This is a genomic window from Mesorhizobium sp. M1295 (assembly GCF_040318135.1).
In the GTDB taxonomy this organism is placed as follows: Bacteria; Pseudomonadota; Alphaproteobacteria; order Rhizobiales; family Rhizobiaceae; genus Mesorhizobium.
Genome location: NZ_JAMYLU010000009.1, coordinates 181,665 through 199,728, shown reverse-complemented (window position 1 = coordinate 199,728; position 18,064 = coordinate 181,665). Strand labels below are relative to the sequence as shown.

At 62.8% G+C, this 18,064-nt stretch carries 23 protein-coding genes; 5 read left to right on the top strand and 18 right to left on the bottom strand.

Translation table 11 applies throughout. The annotated features are described in order from the left end of the window. Positions 1–43: 43 nt before the first annotated feature. Both NKH29_RS15440 and NKH29_RS15435 read right to left on the bottom strand, forming a co-directional pair. Positions 44–313 carry a hypothetical protein gene (locus NKH29_RS15440; protein WP_353000045.1) on the bottom strand — a complete coding sequence of 90 codons (270 nt, stop codon included), beginning with the start codon at positions 311–313 and terminating at the stop codon, positions 44–46. Then, complete coding sequence (locus NKH29_RS15435) at positions 304–927, bottom strand: heme/hemin ABC transporter substrate-binding protein (RefSeq protein WP_352589782.1); 624 nt, start codon at positions 925–927, stop codon at positions 304–306. The genes NKH29_RS15440 and NKH29_RS15435 overlap by 10 nt, the downstream gene beginning before the upstream one ends. 252 nt (positions 928–1,179) lie before the next feature. Between NKH29_RS15435 and NKH29_RS15430 the strand changes: the two genes are divergently transcribed. Both NKH29_RS15430 and NKH29_RS15425 read left to right on the top strand, forming a co-directional pair. Beyond that, positions 1,180–3,312, top strand: coding sequence for a TonB-dependent hemoglobin/transferrin/lactoferrin family receptor (locus tag NKH29_RS15430; RefSeq protein ID WP_353000043.1), 2,133 nt, complete (start codon positions 1,180–1,182; stop codon positions 3,310–3,312). Positions 3,313–3,314: 2 nt separating this feature from the next. Next, the gene (locus tag NKH29_RS15425) at positions 3,315–4,397 is read left to right on the top strand and encodes an SIP domain-containing protein (RefSeq protein ID WP_352496041.1); all 1,083 of its coding nucleotides are present in this window, start codon (positions 3,315–3,317) and stop codon (positions 4,395–4,397) included. Here NKH29_RS15425 and NKH29_RS15420 read toward each other — a convergent pair. The 10 genes from NKH29_RS15420 to NKH29_RS15375 all read right to left on the bottom strand — a co-directional run bounded on the left by NKH29_RS15420 (position 4,394) and on the right by NKH29_RS15375 (position 13,208). After that, positions 4,394–4,816: an aconitase X swivel domain-containing protein gene (locus NKH29_RS15420; RefSeq protein ID WP_023721289.1), complete on the bottom strand. Its 423-nt coding sequence runs from the start codon at positions 4,814–4,816 to the stop codon at positions 4,394–4,396. The two genes, NKH29_RS15425 and NKH29_RS15420, sit on opposite strands and share 4 nt — an antisense overlap. Further along, positions 4,813–6,060, bottom strand: coding sequence for an aconitase X (locus NKH29_RS15415; RefSeq protein ID WP_352496039.1), 1,248 nt, complete (start codon positions 6,058–6,060; stop codon positions 4,813–4,815). Before NKH29_RS15415 ends, NKH29_RS15420 begins: the two co-directional genes overlap by 4 nt. Before the next feature lie 80 nt (positions 6,061–6,140). Beyond that, positions 6,141–7,208 carry an ABC transporter ATP-binding protein gene (locus NKH29_RS15410; RefSeq protein ID WP_352481610.1) on the bottom strand — a complete coding sequence of 356 codons (1,068 nt, stop codon included), beginning with the start codon at positions 7,206–7,208 and terminating at the stop codon, positions 6,141–6,143. Next, a complete protein-coding gene (locus NKH29_RS15405; RefSeq protein ID WP_031194613.1) occupies positions 7,208–7,996 on the bottom strand; it encodes an ABC transporter permease in 789 nt (262 codons plus the stop codon). Before NKH29_RS15405 ends, NKH29_RS15410 begins: the two co-directional genes overlap by 1 nt. Continuing rightward, on the bottom strand, positions 7,996–8,865 hold the full coding sequence (locus NKH29_RS15400; RefSeq protein WP_352481611.1) for an ABC transporter permease: 870 nt from the start codon (positions 8,863–8,865) through the stop codon (positions 7,996–7,998). Before NKH29_RS15400 ends, NKH29_RS15405 begins: the two co-directional genes overlap by 1 nt. 66 nt (positions 8,866–8,931) lie before the next feature. Continuing rightward, entirely contained in the window at positions 8,932–9,993 is a 1,062-nt protein-coding gene (locus tag NKH29_RS15395) for an ABC transporter substrate-binding protein (RefSeq protein ID WP_352481612.1), read from the bottom strand. Positions 9,994–10,046: 53 nt separating this feature from the next. After that, entirely contained in the window at positions 10,047–11,021 is a 975-nt protein-coding gene (locus NKH29_RS15390; RefSeq protein ID WP_352481613.1) for a PfkB family carbohydrate kinase, read from the bottom strand. Next, the gene (locus tag NKH29_RS15385) at positions 11,018–12,058 is read right to left on the bottom strand and encodes an ADP-ribosylglycohydrolase family protein (RefSeq protein ID WP_023721296.1); all 1,041 of its coding nucleotides are present in this window, start codon (positions 12,056–12,058) and stop codon (positions 11,018–11,020) included. The genes NKH29_RS15390 and NKH29_RS15385 overlap by 4 nt, the downstream gene beginning before the upstream one ends. Positions 12,059–12,061: 3 nt before the next feature. After that, positions 12,062–12,787 carry a GntR family transcriptional regulator gene (locus NKH29_RS15380; protein WP_023721297.1) on the bottom strand — a complete coding sequence of 242 codons (726 nt, stop codon included), beginning with the start codon at positions 12,785–12,787 and terminating at the stop codon, positions 12,062–12,064. A gap of 166 nt (positions 12,788–12,953) precedes the next feature. Further along, entirely contained in the window at positions 12,954–13,208 is a 255-nt protein-coding gene (locus NKH29_RS15375) for a hypothetical protein (protein ID WP_023721298.1), read from the bottom strand. A gap of 204 nt (positions 13,209–13,412) precedes the next feature. Here NKH29_RS15375 and NKH29_RS15370 point away from each other — a divergent pair, with 204 nt between their 5' ends. Then, positions 13,413–13,814: a hypothetical protein gene (locus tag NKH29_RS15370; protein WP_353000040.1), complete on the top strand. Its 402-nt coding sequence runs from the start codon at positions 13,413–13,415 to the stop codon at positions 13,812–13,814. A gap of 143 nt (positions 13,815–13,957) precedes the next feature. Here the strand turns inward: NKH29_RS15370 and NKH29_RS15365 are convergent, their stop codons facing one another. Next, on the bottom strand, positions 13,958–14,659 hold the full coding sequence (locus tag NKH29_RS15365) for a hypothetical protein (protein ID WP_353000039.1): 702 nt from the start codon (positions 14,657–14,659) through the stop codon (positions 13,958–13,960). Between the two features lie 509 nt (positions 14,660–15,168). Between NKH29_RS15365 and NKH29_RS15360 the strand changes: the two genes are divergently transcribed. Further along, positions 15,169–15,411: a hypothetical protein gene (locus tag NKH29_RS15360; RefSeq protein WP_353000038.1), complete on the top strand. Its 243-nt coding sequence runs from the start codon at positions 15,169–15,171 to the stop codon at positions 15,409–15,411. Positions 15,412–15,539: 128 nt separating this feature from the next. Here the strand turns inward: NKH29_RS15360 and NKH29_RS15355 are convergent, their stop codons facing one another. The 4 genes from NKH29_RS15355 to NKH29_RS15340 all read right to left on the bottom strand — a co-directional run bounded on the left by NKH29_RS15355 (position 15,540) and on the right by NKH29_RS15340 (position 17,170). Continuing rightward, entirely contained in the window at positions 15,540–15,770 is a 231-nt protein-coding gene (locus tag NKH29_RS15355; protein ID WP_352546988.1) for a DUF2934 domain-containing protein, read from the bottom strand. Between the two features lie 83 nt (positions 15,771–15,853). Further along, positions 15,854–16,066 (bottom strand): hypothetical protein, encoded by a 213-nt coding sequence (locus tag NKH29_RS15350; protein ID WP_352524156.1) that lies wholly within the window; start codon positions 16,064–16,066, stop codon positions 15,854–15,856. Positions 16,067–16,189: 123 nt separating this feature from the next. After that, positions 16,190–16,495 carry a DUF1236 domain-containing protein gene (locus tag NKH29_RS15345; protein ID WP_031195423.1) on the bottom strand — a complete coding sequence of 102 codons (306 nt, stop codon included), beginning with the start codon at positions 16,493–16,495 and terminating at the stop codon, positions 16,190–16,192. A gap of 378 nt (positions 16,496–16,873) precedes the next feature. Next, positions 16,874–17,170 carry a hypothetical protein gene (locus NKH29_RS15340; RefSeq protein WP_353000036.1) on the bottom strand — a complete coding sequence of 99 codons (297 nt, stop codon included), beginning with the start codon at positions 17,168–17,170 and terminating at the stop codon, positions 16,874–16,876. A 171-nt stretch (positions 17,171–17,341) separates the two neighbouring features. Here NKH29_RS15340 and NKH29_RS15335 point away from each other — a divergent pair, with 171 nt between their 5' ends. Continuing rightward, on the top strand, positions 17,342–17,617 hold the full coding sequence (locus NKH29_RS15335) for a hypothetical protein (RefSeq protein WP_023723033.1): 276 nt from the start codon (positions 17,342–17,344) through the stop codon (positions 17,615–17,617). A 63-nt stretch (positions 17,618–17,680) separates the two neighbouring features. Here the strand turns inward: NKH29_RS15335 and NKH29_RS15330 are convergent, their stop codons facing one another. Then, entirely contained in the window at positions 17,681–17,980 is a 300-nt protein-coding gene (locus tag NKH29_RS15330) for a hypothetical protein (RefSeq protein WP_353000034.1), read from the bottom strand. Positions 17,981–18,064: the final 84 nt, after the last annotated feature.

Genomic DNA, 18,064 nt, shown 5'->3' with positions numbered 1-18,064 from the left:
GGGCGCGAGTACCCACTGAACATGACGTCATAAAGTTCATGACTTAGTCGGCGTCTGCTGTCTCCGAATACAGCGCCTGCGCCAGGTCGCGGACTGCATCGGCGGTGCGCGGGCCAAAGCCGACCATATAGGCGCCGTCCAATACGATCAGCGCCTTTGCCTTCGCCGCCGGCGTGGCGCTCAGCGCGCGCGTGGCGAACACCTGCTCGGCGGTGGGTCCGCCCTTGCCGTCGCTCATCATCAGGATGACGTCGGGCGCCATTTCGATCAGCTTCTTCTCCGACGCTGCCTTGTAACCCTGCATTACGGCCATCGATTGATGCCGCCGGCATAGCGGATGATCGCGTCGGCCGCAGTGCCCGCACCGGCAGCACTCAGCCGCACGAGGCCGTGGAAGAACACCACCTTCTTGCGTCGCTCGGCCGGCATTTTCGCGGCGAGGTCGGTAGCGGCCTGGAAGGCGTCGAGCACTTGCCTTGAAACCTTCCTGCCCTTGTCCTCGAGGTGGAGCGAGGCGGCAATCAACGTAATCTTGTGGTCGATGCCTTGAGGACTGTTGTCTTCCGGGACAAGGACAATCGGGATCGCCAGCGATTTGAGCACTTCGATCGCCTCCGGCGGCCCGCTGTCTTCGGCCGCCAGGATCAGGTCCGGGCGAAGCGCAACCAAGCCTTCGGCGGACAACTGGCGCCGGTAGCCGACATTGGGCTTTTGCGCGACGGAAGCGGGATATTTGCTGCCGCGATCGACGGCGATGATCCGCTCGCCGGCACCCAGCGCATCGACGATCTCGGTAACATCGGAACCGAGTGTCAGGATCCTGGTTCCCGGACCGGTCGCGACGGTGCGCCCCGATGCATCGACAACCGTCTCGGCGGCCAGCGCCTTGAAGCCGCAAGACGGCGCAAGAGCAGAAAGCGCCAGCATCAGCACCGTCACCATCCCGCCCAATTGAAACCAGCGCGTCTGCCTCCACCGTCTACCGCTGCAGAGCCCGCCGTTTCGCTGCTCCATTTGAGATAATTCGGTCATGGTCGCGGCCTGTAAAATTAAGTTGACTATTATCATCATGTTTTAATAAGTAACCCTGCCCGGCCCGCGTGTCGAGGCTTCTCCATCATGCCAGCCAAGGCCAACGGCCACCGCCAGCAATCTTTGCTTTTTCCGGGGGCTGCACGCATGAAACTGACAAGCAACAAAACCTTGATGGCGAGCACCGCGGTCGCCTTCGCGCTCGGCCTGTGTGCCGCGCCGCTGGCCGCCGCGCAGGAGCCGGAGAAGAAAGGCGCCGCCGCCAAGGCCGACCGGCCGGTCAAGGTCGCCCAGCAGGCTAGAACTGCGCAGAACGAGCCGACCGTGCTCGACCTGATCACCATCTCGGCGACGATGATCAAGACGGCGATCATCGAATCGATGGCCGCCATCAGCGCCGTCGATCAGGAAGAGCTCGAACGCATCCAGCCCGACACCGCCGCCGACATGTTCCGCACCACGCCCGGCGTTGCCGCCTCGATGAACGGCGACGATCCGGCGACCGCCATCAACATTCGCGGCCTCGAACAATATGGCCGCGTGGTGGTGACGCTCGACGGCGCCCGCCAGGATTACTGGCGCGTCGGACACGGCTCGGGCTCGTTCTATGTCGAGCCGGAACTGATCAAGGAAGCGACCGTCATTCGCGGCCCGGTCTCGAATGCCTATGGTTCGGGCGGCATCGGCGGCGTCGTCTCCTTCGAGACCAGGGATGCCGGCGATTTCCTCAAGCAGGAGGAACGCTGGGCGCTGAGCGAGAAGCTGGGCTATGAGGATAATGGCGACGGCTTCACCACCAGCACCACCGGCGCCTACCGTTTCAGCGACGACGCCGACATCATCGGCAACCTCATTTACCGCGACCGCGACAGCTACACCGATGGCAATGGCGACACCGTGCCGTGGACCGGCGAGAGCATCACCAGCGGCTATATGAAGGCGACCCTGCGGCCCGCCGACGGCCACGAGCTCAAGCTCGGCGCGATCCTGCAGCGCTACGGCGACCAGGTCACCGGATCGAGCGGCTCGACCTCGCCGACGCTGAGCCGCTACGACACCGACACGACCAACCAGACCTATACGGCTGGCTATACGTGGAGGCCGGACGACAACGAGCTGGTCGACCTCAGTGTCAACGCCTACCACAACCGCACGCGCGCCGAGCAGACGCAGGTCTGGCCGGCAACGGCGATCGGCAACTTCCGCTACTACGACGTCGCCACGAGCGGCTTCAACCTGAAGAACTCCTCACGCTTCGATGCCTGGGAGATCGCTCACACCCTCACCTACGGCCTCGATTACTACTATCTGAAGGCTTCGTCGGACGCCGCGCATTTCGGCGCCGGCGAACAGCAGGGCTATGGTGGCTTCCTGCAATGGCAGGGCGACTATGAGAACTGGCTGCAGCTCATCGCCGCCATGCGCTATGACGGCTATCAACTCGACGGTGAGACAAAGACCGTGCCGCCGGCGGAAGCCTCGATTTCCGGCGACCGCTGGTCGCCGCGCCTCACCGTCGGGTTAACGCCATTGGAAGGTTTCCAGCTTTACGGCACCTATTCGGAAGGCTACCGGGCGCCGGGCCTGCAGGACGTCTACCGCGGCGGCGGCGCGCATGGCGGCGGCGACAGCTACCAGCCCAACCTGCTTCTGCAGCCCGAAACGGCGAAGAACTGGGAAGCCGGGATCAATCTTAGATATGACGATGTGCTGGCCGCGGGTGACCTGTTTCGTGCCAAGGTCAACGTCTTCCACACCGCCGTCGAAGATTATATCGACGTCGACCTCACTGTGTTGCCGCGCACGGCGATCAACATCGGCGACGCACGGCTGAAGGGCATCGAGGCCGAGGCCGTCTACGACTATGGCTGGGGTTTCGTGAACCTCGCCGGCGCCCTGATCGACGCCAAGGTCGTCAGCGGCGTTTACTCCAGCCAGGCGCTGAACAACACGCCGCTCGACCGCTTCTCGGCGACCGTCGGTTTCCGCATGCTGGAGGACCAGTTCACCGTCGGTGCGCAATATCTCAGCGTCGGCAAGATCACCCGGACAAGCCGCACCAACCCCGACGCGCCGCCCGTGGTCGATGAAGGCTTCGACCTGGTCAACGTCTTTGCCAACTGGCGCATCAATGACCATGCCAAGCTCGATTTCGGCGTCGATAACGTCTTCAACACCGCCTACACCGACCCGCAAAGCGCCTGGTCGACGACGGCGGCAACGGAACAGGGCAAGGGCCGCACCTTCAAGGTGGCGCTCACAGGCAGGATCGGAGGTTGAGAATGAGGCAAGCATCAGCGAGCGGACTGGCCTGCGAAGCGCGCTTGAACCTGCGCAACCTGCCGCATTACATCGACCGCATCAGCGACAGGCTGCAAAGCTTCGATGCCGATGCCTCGCGCGAGGGGCAGCGGCTCGACTTCCGCTTCGCCTTCGGCGACGCGTCCCTTGACATGGAGCGGCTGGTGATGCGGGCCAACGCCGCCGACCGCGATGGGCTGGCCCGCATCAAGGACCTGCTGGCTACCGCTGTCGAAGTCTATGCCAAGGAAGAAAAACCCGAGATCGTCTGGACCGGCGATCTCGCCGAAGAAACCCGACTTGCGCAGTTCCGTGAGATGGTCGTCACCCAGGTCGGCGACCTGACCCCGCATATGCGCCGCATCCGCTTCGCCGGCGAGGATTTGACGCGCTTCGCAAAATTCGGCGGCATGCATATCCGCATGCTGTTCCCGACCAGGGATGTCCCCGATCCGCTCTGGCCCGTGCTTGGCAGCAATGGCTTGCCGGCCTGGCCCTCGGACGACAGGCGCCCGGTAGCGCGCGTCTATACCATTCGAGCCCTCGACGTCGAAAACGGCATCATCGACGTCGACTTCCTCATCCATCCCGGCGACAGCGTCGGCGCCTGCTGGGCCATGCAGGCGGCGCCTGGCATGAAGATCGGCATCATGGGGCCGGTCGGCCGTCCGGTACGACCGGCATCATGGTATCTCATGGGCGCCGACGAAACCGGCCTGCCGGCGCTGGCCCGCATGCTGGAGACGCTGCCCGCCGAGACCAAAGGCGTGGCCTTCATAGAGATCGCCGACGACGGCGAACGGCAGGCCATCGACAACAAGACCGGTATCGAGCTGCATTGGCTGCCGAGAAATAGCGTGCCGGCCGGGCTCGACGACAGGCTGGCGCGCGCCATCCGGTCGGTCGCATGGCCGACCGGTTCGGCATTCGGCTGGTTCGCGGCCGAAGCAGCCGCCGCCAGGACCGTGCGCGAACACTGGCGTGGCACGCTGACGCTCGGCCGCAACGAAACATTGGCGGCAGCCTACTGGCGGCGGGGCGCGGCGGGACTGATGGCCGGCTAGATCTTGCTCACCATCGCTTGGGCATCTTCGCCCAGATCGATTGCGATCCGGTCGCCGGAGACAATGCCTGATATCTCGCAGACGACCAGCGGCATGCTGATTTCATAGAGGAATTCGGCAACGATGGCGCCGACGGCAAGGATCGGGTCCGGCCGCTCCAGGATAATGCCGGCCGGCGCCGTGCCCCTGCGGATCGCTTCGGCCAGAACCGAAGACGAGGACGACGACCCCCGCCCGCTCGGCATCACCAGGATCTTGCCGGCGATGTTGCCGCCGAGGTTCGGGTGCGAATGGTCGATGATGTCGCCCGTTTCGACGTCGATTCCGCCCCAGAAGCTGAGCGCCTGCGAAAGCACCAGCGCCGGGCCTTGTGCCGAGCCGGCAAGGTGGAATGTACCTGTTCTGTCCGGCCCCCTCATGGCGCGCCTCGCACGACGCGGCCGGCAGCAGCCGAGCGGACGCAGTCCTCCATGTCACCGAAGGCCACCGAGACACCGATATTGCCAGGTGCGTAATGCGCCCATTTGCCCGAATTGGTCATCACCACACCGTCGAGCCGCTCGATGATCGTGGTGACGTAAGTGCAGGTGTCGGCGACCGGAACGAGGCCGAATGCTCCCATGCCGGCCAGTGCGCCTTCGTCCTGCAGCCGCGCCAGGGTGGCACGCCCTGTGTTGACATAGATCGGAACGCCTCTGCCCGGCGCGACCTCGCGCAGCAACGGCAACAGGCGCATCCATTCCTCGTAGGAGAAATGCGGCGTGCCTAACGAGACGGCGGCAAGCAGCACACCGTCGGGGACGCTCGATAGCCTGGCCAGAGCATGGTCGATGTCGGCGCAGCTGATACGGATTTTTTGCTCCGGCACCAGGCCGTGCAACGCCTCATCGCGGGTCTTCGCCTCCGGTGTGATGCCGACGGCATGAAATAGCGCCACCGCGCCCGTCGTTGCCGCCGCCGCCCCCAGCGCCTTCAGTTGGTCCTCGTCGCGCGGCGGCGGCAGGCCCGATATCACCGGAATGCGGTCGCCACTCCTTTGCCCGACGATCAGCCCGACGCCGACAAACAGGGCGTCGGTAGGCTCGAGGCCGCCAGTCAGCTCGAACAGTACCTGGCCACGCCGGTTTTCGATCAGGTGCAACCCCCAGGCTGGCGCGCGCCCGGTGATTGCGCAGCACAAATCGATAAAATCGCCATAGCGGTTGGTCCGCGCACCGATCACCGAATTGGCAAAGACGATGGCGTTGGATTCACCCCAGGCAATCTGCTCGCCAAACCCTGGCCGAAACCGCGTCTGATAGGGCGCGCAGGTGAAAGTCGCCTGGCAGCCGAGTTCCAGATGCGCCTTCATCAGACGGCGCGCCGGCACTTCTTCCGCGGCTGTCATCTTCACCAGTCCAGGATGGATCAGATCGAACGAGCCGACATTCAGCGTCGTTGGCACTCGAACGCGGCCGCCGCCCTCGATCAGCCTTTCGACGAAATCGAGGCTGGCCTGGCCGTGATAGAGGCAGCCGTCGATATGGGCACCGGCAATGTCCAGCAATTTGCGCGCGTCGACCGCCTTCGCGAAGGCGACCAGGATCTTCATGGCGGCAGCCGCTGCCGAGCCTTGCTCGCCATGCAGCATCGACTGGTCGCCCGCATTCAATTCAAGGGGCATCGAGCATTCCGCTTCGGAGTTTGCCCGACCATGCTTTCCCCGATTGCCGACCGCCTGGCAAGACTGAAGGATTGGATCTGCTAGCTCGCGTCGATCAGCACCGTACTCTCGGACGACCAGCGCAGCACCACCTGTTGTCCTTCCGCCAGCTTTTCGATGCCGGTGTTCTGCACGATGACCTTGATTGTCTGGCCATCGCGATCGACAAAATATGTGCTGTTGTTGCCGGCGAAGATACGCTTGGAGACCCGCCCCGTGAGCATGTTGGCATGGGCTCGGTCCGGAACGCCGGCATTGGTGGCGATGCGGATTCGTTCGGGCCGCACGGCGCAGCTCGCCTTCATGCCGGCGACAAGCGTAGCCCCCGCGCCTGCGGCAATCCCCGTTCCGTCAGGCAGCCGGATGCCCGTACCAGTGGCGTTGCCGCGAAGGATGTTGGCGTCGCCCAGGAAGGTGGCGGCAAACTCACTCTTCGGCCGATCGTAGATCTCCTCGGGCGGGCCTTCCTGCACCAGCTTGCCATCGCGCAGAATGCCGATGCGGTCGCTCATCGTCAGCGCTTCTTCCTGGTCGTGGGTGACGAAGATCGTGGTGATGCCGATCTCGCGCTGAATACGCTTCAATTCGATTTGCATGTCCACGCGCAGCGCCTTGTCGAGCGCGCCGAGCGGCTCGTCGAGGAGAAGCACGCGCGGCGTGGTGACGATCGCGCGAGCGAGCGCCACCCGTTGGCGCTGGCCGCCGGAGAGCTGGTGCGGCCGGCGACCACCGAGCGTGCCGAGTTGCACGAGGTCGAGTGCGCGCTGCACCTCGCTGGCAATCACTGCCTTGGGCTCGCCGCGCACCGACAGTCCGAAGGCGACATTGTCGGAGACGCTCATATTGGGAAAGAGCGCGTAGTTCTGGAACACCATGCCGATGCGCCGCTTCTCCACCGGCACCCGCTCAACACTTTCGCCGCCTATGGAGATGCGACCAGAGTCGGGAAAGTCGAAGCCTGCGATCTGGCGCAGCAGCGTGGTCTTGCCGCTGCCGGAGGGACCGAGCAGGGCGTAGAAGCCGCCGTCGGCGAAATCGATCGAGACATCGTCCAGCGCCTTGTGCGCGCCAAAACTGCGCGACACATTCGATACCTGCACGCCCGCCATTATTTCTCTCCGCCGAATTTGAAGAAGCGCGCCGTCAGCAGCATCAGCGCCATCGACACAACAATGATGATCGTCGAGACAGCATTGATCTCGGGCGTGAAACCCTTGCGGATCGCCGCGTAGATTTCGACCGGCAGCGTCGTTTGGCCGGGCGTCGACAGAAAGTAGGAGACGACGAACTGGTCGAAGGACACGGCGAAGGCGAACAGCCCGCCGGCAATGACGCCCGGCATGATCCAGGGCAGCGTGACGCGGTTCGTCACCTGCCATTGATTGGCGCCGAGCGAGCGCGCCGCCTCTTCGAGCTCTGGCGCAAATGTCTGCAGCCGGGCCGAGACGACGACGATGACATAGGGCAGCGCCAACGCCACGTGGCCGAGCAGGATGGCATGCAGCCCGCGGCCGATGCCAACGCCGAAAAAGAAAATCAGCATCGCCGTGCCAGTGATCAGCCACGGTATGGCGATCGGCGGAAACAGCAGCGCCTGCAGGAATTTCTTACCGCGGAAGTCGTAGCGATAGAGCCCTAGCGACGCCGCGGTGCCGAGCGCGGTGCAGATGATGGTAGTGATGACGGCGATCTCGACGCTGTTTCGCGTGGCCGCGATCAGCTGATTGTTCTGCCAGAGCGAGGCATACCATTCCGTCGTCCACTCGAACGGCAGTTGGTAAAAGGGCGAGACGTTGAATGACATCAGCGCCATGATGATGATGGGCAGGTACAGGAAGGCGAGCAGCATCAGAATGTAGACCCGGCCGAGCCATTCCAGGATTCGGGTCGTCGCCACTAAGCGGCCCTCCGCAGCACCGGCGAAGTAACCGCCAGGATGACCAGCACCACAGCCAGCAGGATGAAGGACAGTGCGGCACCCAGCGGCCAGTTGAACACGGCAACGAACTGGTCCTCGATGACAGTGCCGTAGAAGGTGCCGGTGCGGCCGCCGAGGATGCGCGGTTCCATGAACGAGCCAACGACCGGCACGAAGATGAGTACTGCGCCCGCCACTAGCCCCGGCATCGACAGCGGAATGATGACCCGCTTCAGCACCTGCAGCCGCGAGGCGCCGAGCGAGCGCCCAGCCTCGATCAGCGAGTCATCGATGGCCTGCAGGGTCAGATAGCAGGTCAGCACCATGTAAGGCACGTAGGAGTGCACCAGCCCGATGATGACGGCCGGATAGGAATACATGAGATCAATGTTGATCTTGAACGGCAGCACGGCGTTGAGCGCTGTGTCGAGAATGCCCCCTTCACGCAGCACCATCGCCCACGAGAAGATGCGCACCAGCCCGTTCGACCAGAACGGCAGGATGACGAGCAGGAAAATCGCCTCGCGGCTGCGGCCTTTCAGCACCTTGGCCAGCACGTAAGCGGCGGGATAACCGATGACGATGCACCACAGCGTCACCTCGAGGCCGAGGCGCAGCGAGGCCACCAGCAATGTCAGGTAAAGGCTTTGTGAAAAGAAGGCGGCATAGTTTTCGAGCGTGAATGCCCACGGCTTTCCCGATAGCGGCAGATCGGTCATGAAGGAGAAGAAGACCATGGCCGAGAGCGGCAGGAAAATTGCAACCGTCAGCCAGAGATAGGCAGGCGCCAACAGCGGCAAGGCCGATCTCAGCCCGCTGCGCGACGCGGCTGCGATCTGTACTGCCATGACATCTCCTCCCAGGATAGGAAGGATCAGCCGACATTGATGGTCGGCTGATCGCGGCTTCTGCTGTTACTTCACGTCGACCTTGAGCTGCTGCCAGAGCGCCAGATAGGTCTCGCGCTGCGCGTCAGTAATCGGCGCCTGGAACTGGATGCGCTTGGCGACTGCCGGGTCGCCCATCACCTTGCGGTTGAAGGAACCCTCTGGCAGCGCTTCGACCGCCTTGGTGTTGGCCGACACCGGCGCGCCGACCTTGGTAACCCATTCGACATAGAACTTTGGGTCGATCATGTAGTTGATGAAGGCTTGCGCCCCGGCGACGTTCTTGGAACCGACCGGAATGGAAAAGGCGTCAAGCCAGGCGACGGCACCCTCCTGGGGAATGACCAGCGAGACCGGCAGCTTGAAATGCGTCTTGGCGCGGTCGGCCGAGCCGCTCCAATAGGTGCCGATGTCGATCTGGTTGGAGGCAACCATCTGGTTCCAGTCGTTCTCCGAGCTCCAGAAAGTCTTGATCTGCGGCATCAGCGAGGTCAGCTTCGCCTTGACCGCCTCCATGTCCTTGACGTCGTTGATGTTCTGGCCGGTAGCGATGGCGCCGAACTGCACGGCCTCGACGGCATCGTCACGGATGGTAACGCGGCCCTTGTGGGCGGGATCCCACATTTCGGCGATGCTGGTCGGCGGCTTGTCGAATGACTTGTCGTTGATGGCGAGCGCCGTCAGCCCCCAAACCCACGGCACCCCATAGACCTTGCCGTCATGGACAAGCATCGATGATCCGGCCTTGTCCTTGCTGATGTCGGCATAGTTCGCCAGCTTGGACGTGTCGATCGGCTGAATGAGCTTTTCCGCCATCGCCTGATCGTTGAAGGCGGCATTGATCATGACGACATCGTAAAGGCCGGGATTGGTCCTGAGCTTGGTCAGCATTTCCTGTTCGGAATTGAAAAAGTCGTTGACGACCTTGTTGCCGGTTGCCTTTTCGAAGGCGGCTATGGCCCAGGGCTCGTCGGCGCCATAGCCCTTCCAGTTGAGTACGTGCACCTCGTCGGCCCTGGCGGCCAGCGTAAGCGCCGAAGCGAAGACAGCGGTTGCCGTCAGAAAAGCAGTCAGTTTGGGCATGCGCATGTTCGTTCCTCTCATTGTTGCCCGGTTGGCGGGCTTGTTATCCCATTAGGCTGTCAGAAATGGGCCTCTTGTTTCCGGCCATGCACGGTCGTCGGTCGATCGTCATGGCTGAGGAATCGCTGGATCTCCTGGTCGTTCGGCGCCATCGACCCGCCATGGCGGGTGACCGAGAGCGCCGCCGCCGCATTGGCGTAACGCGCCGCTTCGAACGGCGACACGCCGTGCGAGAGCGCGCTGACGAAGGCGCCGATATGAGTGTCGCCGGCGCCGTTGGTGTCTACCGCCGCGACCTTGAACCCGGGCACATCTTGGGCGGTGCCGTCGGCCAGCCGCACGAAGCAGCCTTTTGCGCCAGCGCGGACGACCACGCCTGCCGCGTTGGGGCAGTGGCTGGCCAGCAGCCGGGCAGCAATAGCCTCGACATCGCCGGTGCCGGCGATCTCAGCCGCTTCGGCGGCGTTGCAGCTCAGCCAGCTCGTGCGCGCCAGCACCCGGTCGAGAATGGTGCGCGGAATGTCTGAAATGATCGGCGTCGGATCGAAGACCAAAGGAATTTCCGCCGGCAGCACCTCGATCCAGTCGACAAGCGCCTCTCGGCTTCCCGGATAGCTAACCGTATAGCCGGAGGTGAACACCCAGTCGCCCGGTGCGACCGAAATGAGCGCCATCATGTCAAGGCTGAGCAAACTCTCTGCACCAGGCCACGAGACAAAGGTGCGCTCGGCATCGCTCGAGATCATGGCGACGCAATTGCCACTGTCCAGAACCGGCGATGCCCGCGTCAGTGTCTCGATCCCCTCCGTGGCTAAGGCCGCGCGCAGGAAGTCGCCATTGGGTCCGCTGCCGAGCTGGCCGCCGAACACCACCTTCATGCCGGTGCGGCTGGCCGCGACCATCATGTTGAAGCCGCCGCCGGCGACTTGTGCAAAGCTCGATGCGGTCTTCTCCGTGCCCGGTGCCGGCAAGGCATCGATGCGGTAGACATAGTCGACTACCGCGCTGCCGATGTGGACGAGACGCCCGCTCATGCTGCCGCATCCTTGCCGGACCTGCTCTTCGCCGTCCGCAGGGCGACCAAGTCGGCGGCGAGCGCGCGCACCCGCCCAATGTCTAGGCCTTTGATCCGGGCGATGTGTTTTTGTGGCAATCGGGAAAAGCCGGTGCAGGCACCGGCCATGCCGGCCGCGATGGCGCCGATCGTGTCGGTGTCGCCACCGAGATTGGCGCTGATGACTGCCGCTTGCCAGGGATCGCCGCCGGCGACTTCCAGCACCGCGAATGCAGCCGGAACGGACTCCTGACTGGCGACGCCGGTGCCGACCAAATCGGTGATCAGCCGGATCGCGTCGCTCGTCTCCTTGCCGCGTACGAGCTTCTGCGCCCACCCAATGCGCGCGGCGATGTCACCGCCGGTCACCCAATAGCCGAGCGTTGCCCCGTGCCTCGCCCCGGCGATGGCTCTGTCGGAAGCGGCGCGCCAGTCACCGCCAGCGATGCCGCGACTGATGGCGGCAGCGACCGCTGCGGCCGAAGCGATTGCGATTGACGTGTTGTGCGTCGCCCTGCAAGTTTCGGCCACTTTGCCGACCAGTGCGTCAAGCGGCTCTGGCGGCATCATGATGCCGACTGGCGCGATGCGCATGGCTGCACCATTTGTGTCGCCGCTGCGTCCCGCTTCCTCGGCTGGCATACCGTTATTGATGGCGTCGATGGCGCGTTTGGTTGATGGTCCCAGCAGATCGTAGCTGCCGCGCGCCTTGACATCGCGTTCCCAGTCGAGCAGCGCGTTGACCCACCGCGCATGGTCGAACCGGTTACCGGATTCGACCAGGATACGGCCAAGCAGAAGCGCCTGTTCTGTGTCGTCGGTGATCGTCCCGGCCGGGAGTCCCTTCGACACCGGATGGTCGGCGAAAGGAGCAATGAAGTCCTCGACATGACCGTAGAGTTCGGCAATCCGCGCCGGCGACAAAAGCTGCGTCGGCATTCCCAGCGCATCTCCCAGTGCCCCGCCCACAAGCGCTCCCATGGCCCGATCGGTTATGTTCCCGGTGTCGTCCGGCATCACTCAGAACCTCATATGCAGCGCAAAATGCGCCGGGTTGAGCAGGCTGGTCACATATTCGATCGGCCGGTCATCGGCGGCGCGGGTCAAGCGGCAACCGCGCAGGAACGGCGTGCCTTGCGGGCAGCCGAGGATTGCGGCGTCCTCTGGGTTGAGCATTTCGATGCCGACCCATTCCTCGCCATGGTCTGGAATGAGACCGGCGCCGCGGAGCGTCTGGTGGAGCGAGCCTTCGCGCAGACCGCGTAACGGCACGTCCTCCAGTTCGGGTGACAATGGCAGGCGGCTGCGCTCAATGGAGATAGCGTGGCCGTCGCTGGCATTGGTGCGCACCCGATCGACAGCGATGAAAAACGGGTTTTCTATACCAAGCAGTGCGGCAAGATCAGGGTCCTCGATCACCTCGAGCCGCAGCGTCCGCGTCTCGGCATTTGCGCCGGCGTTGGCGAGCGCCCGCGACCAACCGATTGAGTCATCGACGGGCTTGCCATCGAAGGTGACGAAAGAGCCGATGCCGACCTTGGTGGTGATCAGCCCGCGGCTGGACAGTTCCTCGAGGCCCTTGCGAACGGTGTTGCGGCTGACGGAGAAACGCTGGACGAGCTCGTTCTCGCTTTGCAACCGGTCGCCGAAGCCCAGAACACCGGAGCGGATTTCATGTTCGAGAACCGTGGCGATCTGTTCGGGCTTGCCCGTACCGGGAGACGATGGGACCACGCGGCGGACCATAGGCATACCTGTTCATTGCACCTGTATAGTCCTGTGCAATGTATCTGCAACGCCAGCTCTGTCAACCGACGGCGGAGGGGCCACACAGATAAACCAAGCTGCTTGATGATACCCAGCGGCCGTGAAGGCCAGCGAGGTGCGGCGGGCGAACGGGGTCGCTGGAGATTCACTGTTCGCTGCTGGAAGACCCCTCGGCTGCCCCGTCACCATCGGCAGAATGCGGCAGAATGCCGAAGTCGCGCGACTTGGTCCCATGCGCCGCCGTCAGGAAGCCATCGGCTGTGAGGCCTCGCCTCAAAAGTTCGCGTACCGCAGCCGACCGGCTCGGCATGCGCTTGTCGAAGCGCCAGTTCTCCAATGCCGCCAGTTCATCGACGGTCAGCATGATCTGCAATCGTTCCGGGCGTTCCAGTTCGGACATCTCTGCCTCCAGCCATACCAGGCTAAAAGTAGCTGAGTTAGTATGTTCCTAATTCTTTGTAGAGTTAGGTATATTGGCAGAGTACGTCAAGACCTCCAGATGCGTGATCCGTGCAGAAATCCAATGAAGCGGATCAAGCATCAACTGCACAATCGACAAAATACACTAACTATTTGATACTGCACGATTTTTCAAGATTTTCGCTTGTCAATCGCCGCCCCTGGGCGCATGGTGGAAGCGAGGGATAAACCGCTCCTGAAAGGAAGGTTTTCCATGCGCTACAGATTTTCGGTTCGTCTGCATGACGACGTCAATTCCCGAGTTCGGGCTACATTGCGGTCCAGGATTGCCATCAATCTGACTGCCGTCGCCGAAGCCGTGCGACTGCAGAACCTCGCCGAGAATGTTGCGCGCGAAGACATCGAATGGCTCGTCATGCAAGCAGCCCAGCTCCAAGGCGCAGCTATCGAGTTCGACGGCTTCGCGGAAACCGATCTGGCGGAGTTCGCGTGCCCCGAACCGATGCAAAGCAGTCCCGCGCTGGGTCGGGACGCCTTGGAGGGCGGGGTGACCGTTTCGCCGGATTTTGGCCGTCAAGCGCATTGAGGCGCGTGCTCTTGTGAGCCCCCGTCATGCTGCCGCCACGTGCTCGGCAAAAAGCCCGCCATAATGGCGGGCTTTGGACTGATGGAGGTTTGGTGGACGAAGGCCTCTCGGCCGGTCCGACATTTCATTCCGATGTATTCGCCCTAGCGGCGCGCGATCAGCAGGCACAACTGGCGCAAATCGCTGTCATAAGTGCCTTCGCTGCTGAGCACGTCGACGCAGCGCCTCTTCATCCTGGCCAACTTGTCGCTCGACATGTCGGCGACGACCTGGGGTAAGTTGGGATTGCTGGGATTGTTGGGATTGTTGGGATTGGACGGGCTGCCCGGGTTGGACGGATTGCTCGAATTGGCACCACCGCCGATCCCGACACCGGCGCCGACATTGATGCCGCTGCCGATCCCGACCCCCGCGCCGGCCCTGACGCCGCTGGCGACACCTACCCCCGCGCCGGCGGCAATGCCACCGGAACCGCCGATCGTGGCGCCGGCACCGGCGTTGATGCCGCTTCTGCCCCCGACCGACGCGCCGGCGCCCGCGGCAATGCCGCTGGAACCGCCAACCGTTGCGCCGGCGCCGGCGTTGATGCCGCGACTGCCGCCCAGCGACGCACCGAGGCCGGCCTTGATGCCGCCGCTGCCCCCAACCGTTGCGCCGGCACCAGCGTTGATGCCCTGGCGGCCACCAACCGTCGCGCCGAGGCCGGCTTTGATGCCGCCGTTGCCGCCGATGGATGTTCCAACACCAACGGCAATTCCGTCCGCAGCATTCACGGGCATCGAGAGCATGAAAACAACTGCGCTGCCCGCCACCGCATCGGTGATTGTTTTGATTATGGTGGTCATAACACTCTCCTTGCTATAGTTGCGCTGAACAGCCCGCGACATCGCCGGTTGCATACCTACTAATTTGCAAGAAGATGATCGGTTTCTTTGCCGATCAACTTACTGGCCTCATGGTATCTGTTCACACAACAGCCGAGTGAAGTTTGTAGTGAAATTTTCCGAAAGTTTTACTTCGGGAAGGTCCTCTGCCGGTTGAAGCAATGCGAGCGTCAACTGATGGGCGCCGCGATAGACGAACGTCGCCGCAACGGTCGGCGATCAAAATAAGGCGAATTCTTAAATCTGCAAACGACTACATCAATCCGGTCCGAGGCAATAGAAAACGAGCCGAGAAGGTCCGCCATGCGCGTGTTTGCTTCGCCGTGCTGTGCCATTGTTGCCGGAACCTTTCCGTCGCCCGCGTTGTTTTCTCTCTAGTCGCCATGCGATGACAACCGAATAATGGAGATCAACATGCTTACGAAAATCCTGACAGCCTCCATACTTGCAGCCGGTCTGGCGACCGCGGCGTGGCCCAGAATGCCGGCTTGGACAACAATGCGCCTGGCAGTGAGAAGAGCATCCTCGTCCAGCCCAAGCCGAATGGCATCGACCCTGGCACGACCAGCAGCACGATGGGCACGACGGGTGCCATGAACTCCAATGCGGATCAAAACTGCCCTGCAACCCCGCAAGGTGCCCAACCCGATGCGTCCAACAAGCCTGCCGGGACGGTTTCCCCGACTGTCAACGACAACAATTGCGGTAAGTAGTAAGCCACGACAATCCGGCTTGCCATCGCGGGTGGGCTTACGGCAGCGGGACCGGTTAGGACTGGTCCCGCTTTACGATGGCCCAACCGAACCGCGAGATCCAGCGATGCAATCAAATCGGCTCGAGTTCACGCTTTGCGCGGTCGCGCCTTGGGTTTAGTTCCCTCCTTGGCGGCCGGCGTCGGCTTAGGCTGGCGTGCTTTCGGCTTCGGCCGGCTGGCGGTCTCCTGCGCGGCGGTTTCTGCGTCGATCTCGGCGGTAGCCTGATCCCAATGCTGCTGATGCGACCCGTCGGGCCTGCCTGCCTGTTCCCAGATCGCGTGTGCCCGCTGGCGAATCCGTTCCTGCCTGTCCGTCACTGTTGCCTCCGTCGGCTCGGTTCATGCGTAAGCAACTTTGTTCTAGCTGAAATTTCGACCCGCGTCTTGAGCGGCAGGCACCGTTATTGAGCCTCTCTGTCACACAGGACAGCAACGCCGAGGAGCGCCGCCTTCTTGATGATCAGCCCTTCAAGATCGGCGTCCGAGCGCTCCGTTCCGGTGCGTTCGCGCAACAGCGCAATCGCTGCCTTCATCGACAGCAGGCCATCGCCTCGTTCAGCAAGCAATTTGTCGACGGCTGCGGCCACGTTGGTCGGCTCGACATGCGGCAGCATGGGAATGGCTCCTTTCCTTGTTTCGAGACGACAGCGGCTCCATCCCGATCCTTCGGGATGGAGCTCTTTTGATAATTTAGACCGTGACCTTTCCAAATCCGGTTCGCGGTTTGGGAACGCCGGTCACTCGATGACGTGCACGATCCTGCGCGTGCCGGGGTCGACGAGCACGGTGCGACCGTCGACGACGACGTATCTGTATTGCACGTCGGGAACATCGATCGGTTGCAGCTCGACCGTATCGGGCAACGTGGAACCGATATTGAGCTCCACCCCCAGAAGATTGATCGACGCCAACGGGTGCTTGTGGACGTATTCGCGGATGACCGTCTGCTGTTCGGGCGTGACAATCACCTGGTCTGCGGTGGCCACGCCGACGCCGGCGAGCAACACCAATCCCGCCGCAGCAGGAACAAGGTGGATTTTCATCGTCTACTCCTGTTGTTACGGGCCTCGCCTTTACGGTTGCGACGCGGCATTCCGGTCGAAGCGGCGAACCCTCTGGGCAAACGCCCAGGCCACCTTGTTGTTCCGTAAGTGGCGGCTAATCGAATAGCGGTGAAGTGCCCCGTGCGGTGCGGCGAATGGACTGCGGATGAACTGCGGTGGCCCGCGTCGCAAGACGCGGGCCGATCGGTTTCCCGATCAGCAGCGATACCGGAGGGGGTGATATCGGCTGCGTCTAAAACAACATTTAGGACAAGCTAATGTTCCTAGGCGACTGCAACAAACCTGCCGGCTCGAACGGCGCGGCGTTACCCCCCGTCGCAGCCCCGTGGGCAGCCCCTGTGGCAGCAAATGAAGCGGCTACTGCTTGGGCGGCTGTGGCGGCACCTCGCCGGGCTTGATCACCGGGGTCCTGCCCTCATCCGGCGGTGGCGCCGCCATGCCCTGATCGCCCGTTGGCGGCGGCTTCAGCACCCCACCGCATGGCTCGAGCATATCGGACAAATTGTTGCCGGCCGGCTGCTGCTGCTGGCTGTTCTTGTCCGGCGGCTCGACCTTGCAGCGGTCGAATTGCGACTGTTCGCCCGGCTGCGCGGACGCCGGCACCGCCAGCACCAGCGCGCCTAGCATGTACGGCAAGAAAATGAGCGGTCTCATGTCGAGCTCCTTTCGCGCCAGGATCGTCTGACTTGTGAAGGCAGGCAGGCGCGATTGGTTCCGTCGTGCGGCAATGCGCCCGGACCGCAGTGGGCCGGGAACCGGCCACCAGACTTATGAGTTCAACCATTGAGCCAGTTCAGGTGCCACCGACATTATGGAGAACCAGCGATGGAACCGCGCAGGAAAGAACGAACCGACGACGAGACCGAGAGCCCGACGATCCAGCAGCAGGACTGGGACGCCATCCGGAGCGGGAGAATTCTCCCAGACGGCGTGCCGCAAAACGGCGACATCCGTTACGACGTCGAGAAAGACGGCGAACTGCCGGAGGAGGATGACGATAACGCTTACCAGGAAAGCGACGAGGCGTTGCCGGACGATACCGATGAACGCGTTATTTCACGCGATCTCGCACGCGAAGGTGGTCCTTTCGACGAAGAATGAGCCACCGCCTTTCGCACTGCCCTCGCTGTCCGCGTCGGCGGCCGGATGAAAAAGCCCCTGCTTTCAATTCGGGAGGTCGAAGACCGGCTCCTGGCAGCGATAGACCAGACATTGACCGTCACGCGTCTTGATATAAGCGACGCGCGGCATCTGCGGCCAGTCGCATTCATTGCCGAATTGGCGCACGTATCGGTCGTAGGTGTTCTGTCCGGTGGTCAGCACCACCGAGCGGTGCCTCTGGATCAGAAGCTGTGTCTGTTCGCACGTCATCGCGCGGCTGTCCGGCCGGGCATGGGCCGTCGCGGCAAACAGAAGCGCCCCGGCTGTCAGGACTGCCGCTTGTGTCAGGACTCTGGCAAGCATGACACCATCTCCCGTGAGGCCTAAAGCGTATCTTGGTTTCGCAAGCGCCGGATCGAGCCGCCCTCGCAGAGAAAAGATCGTACA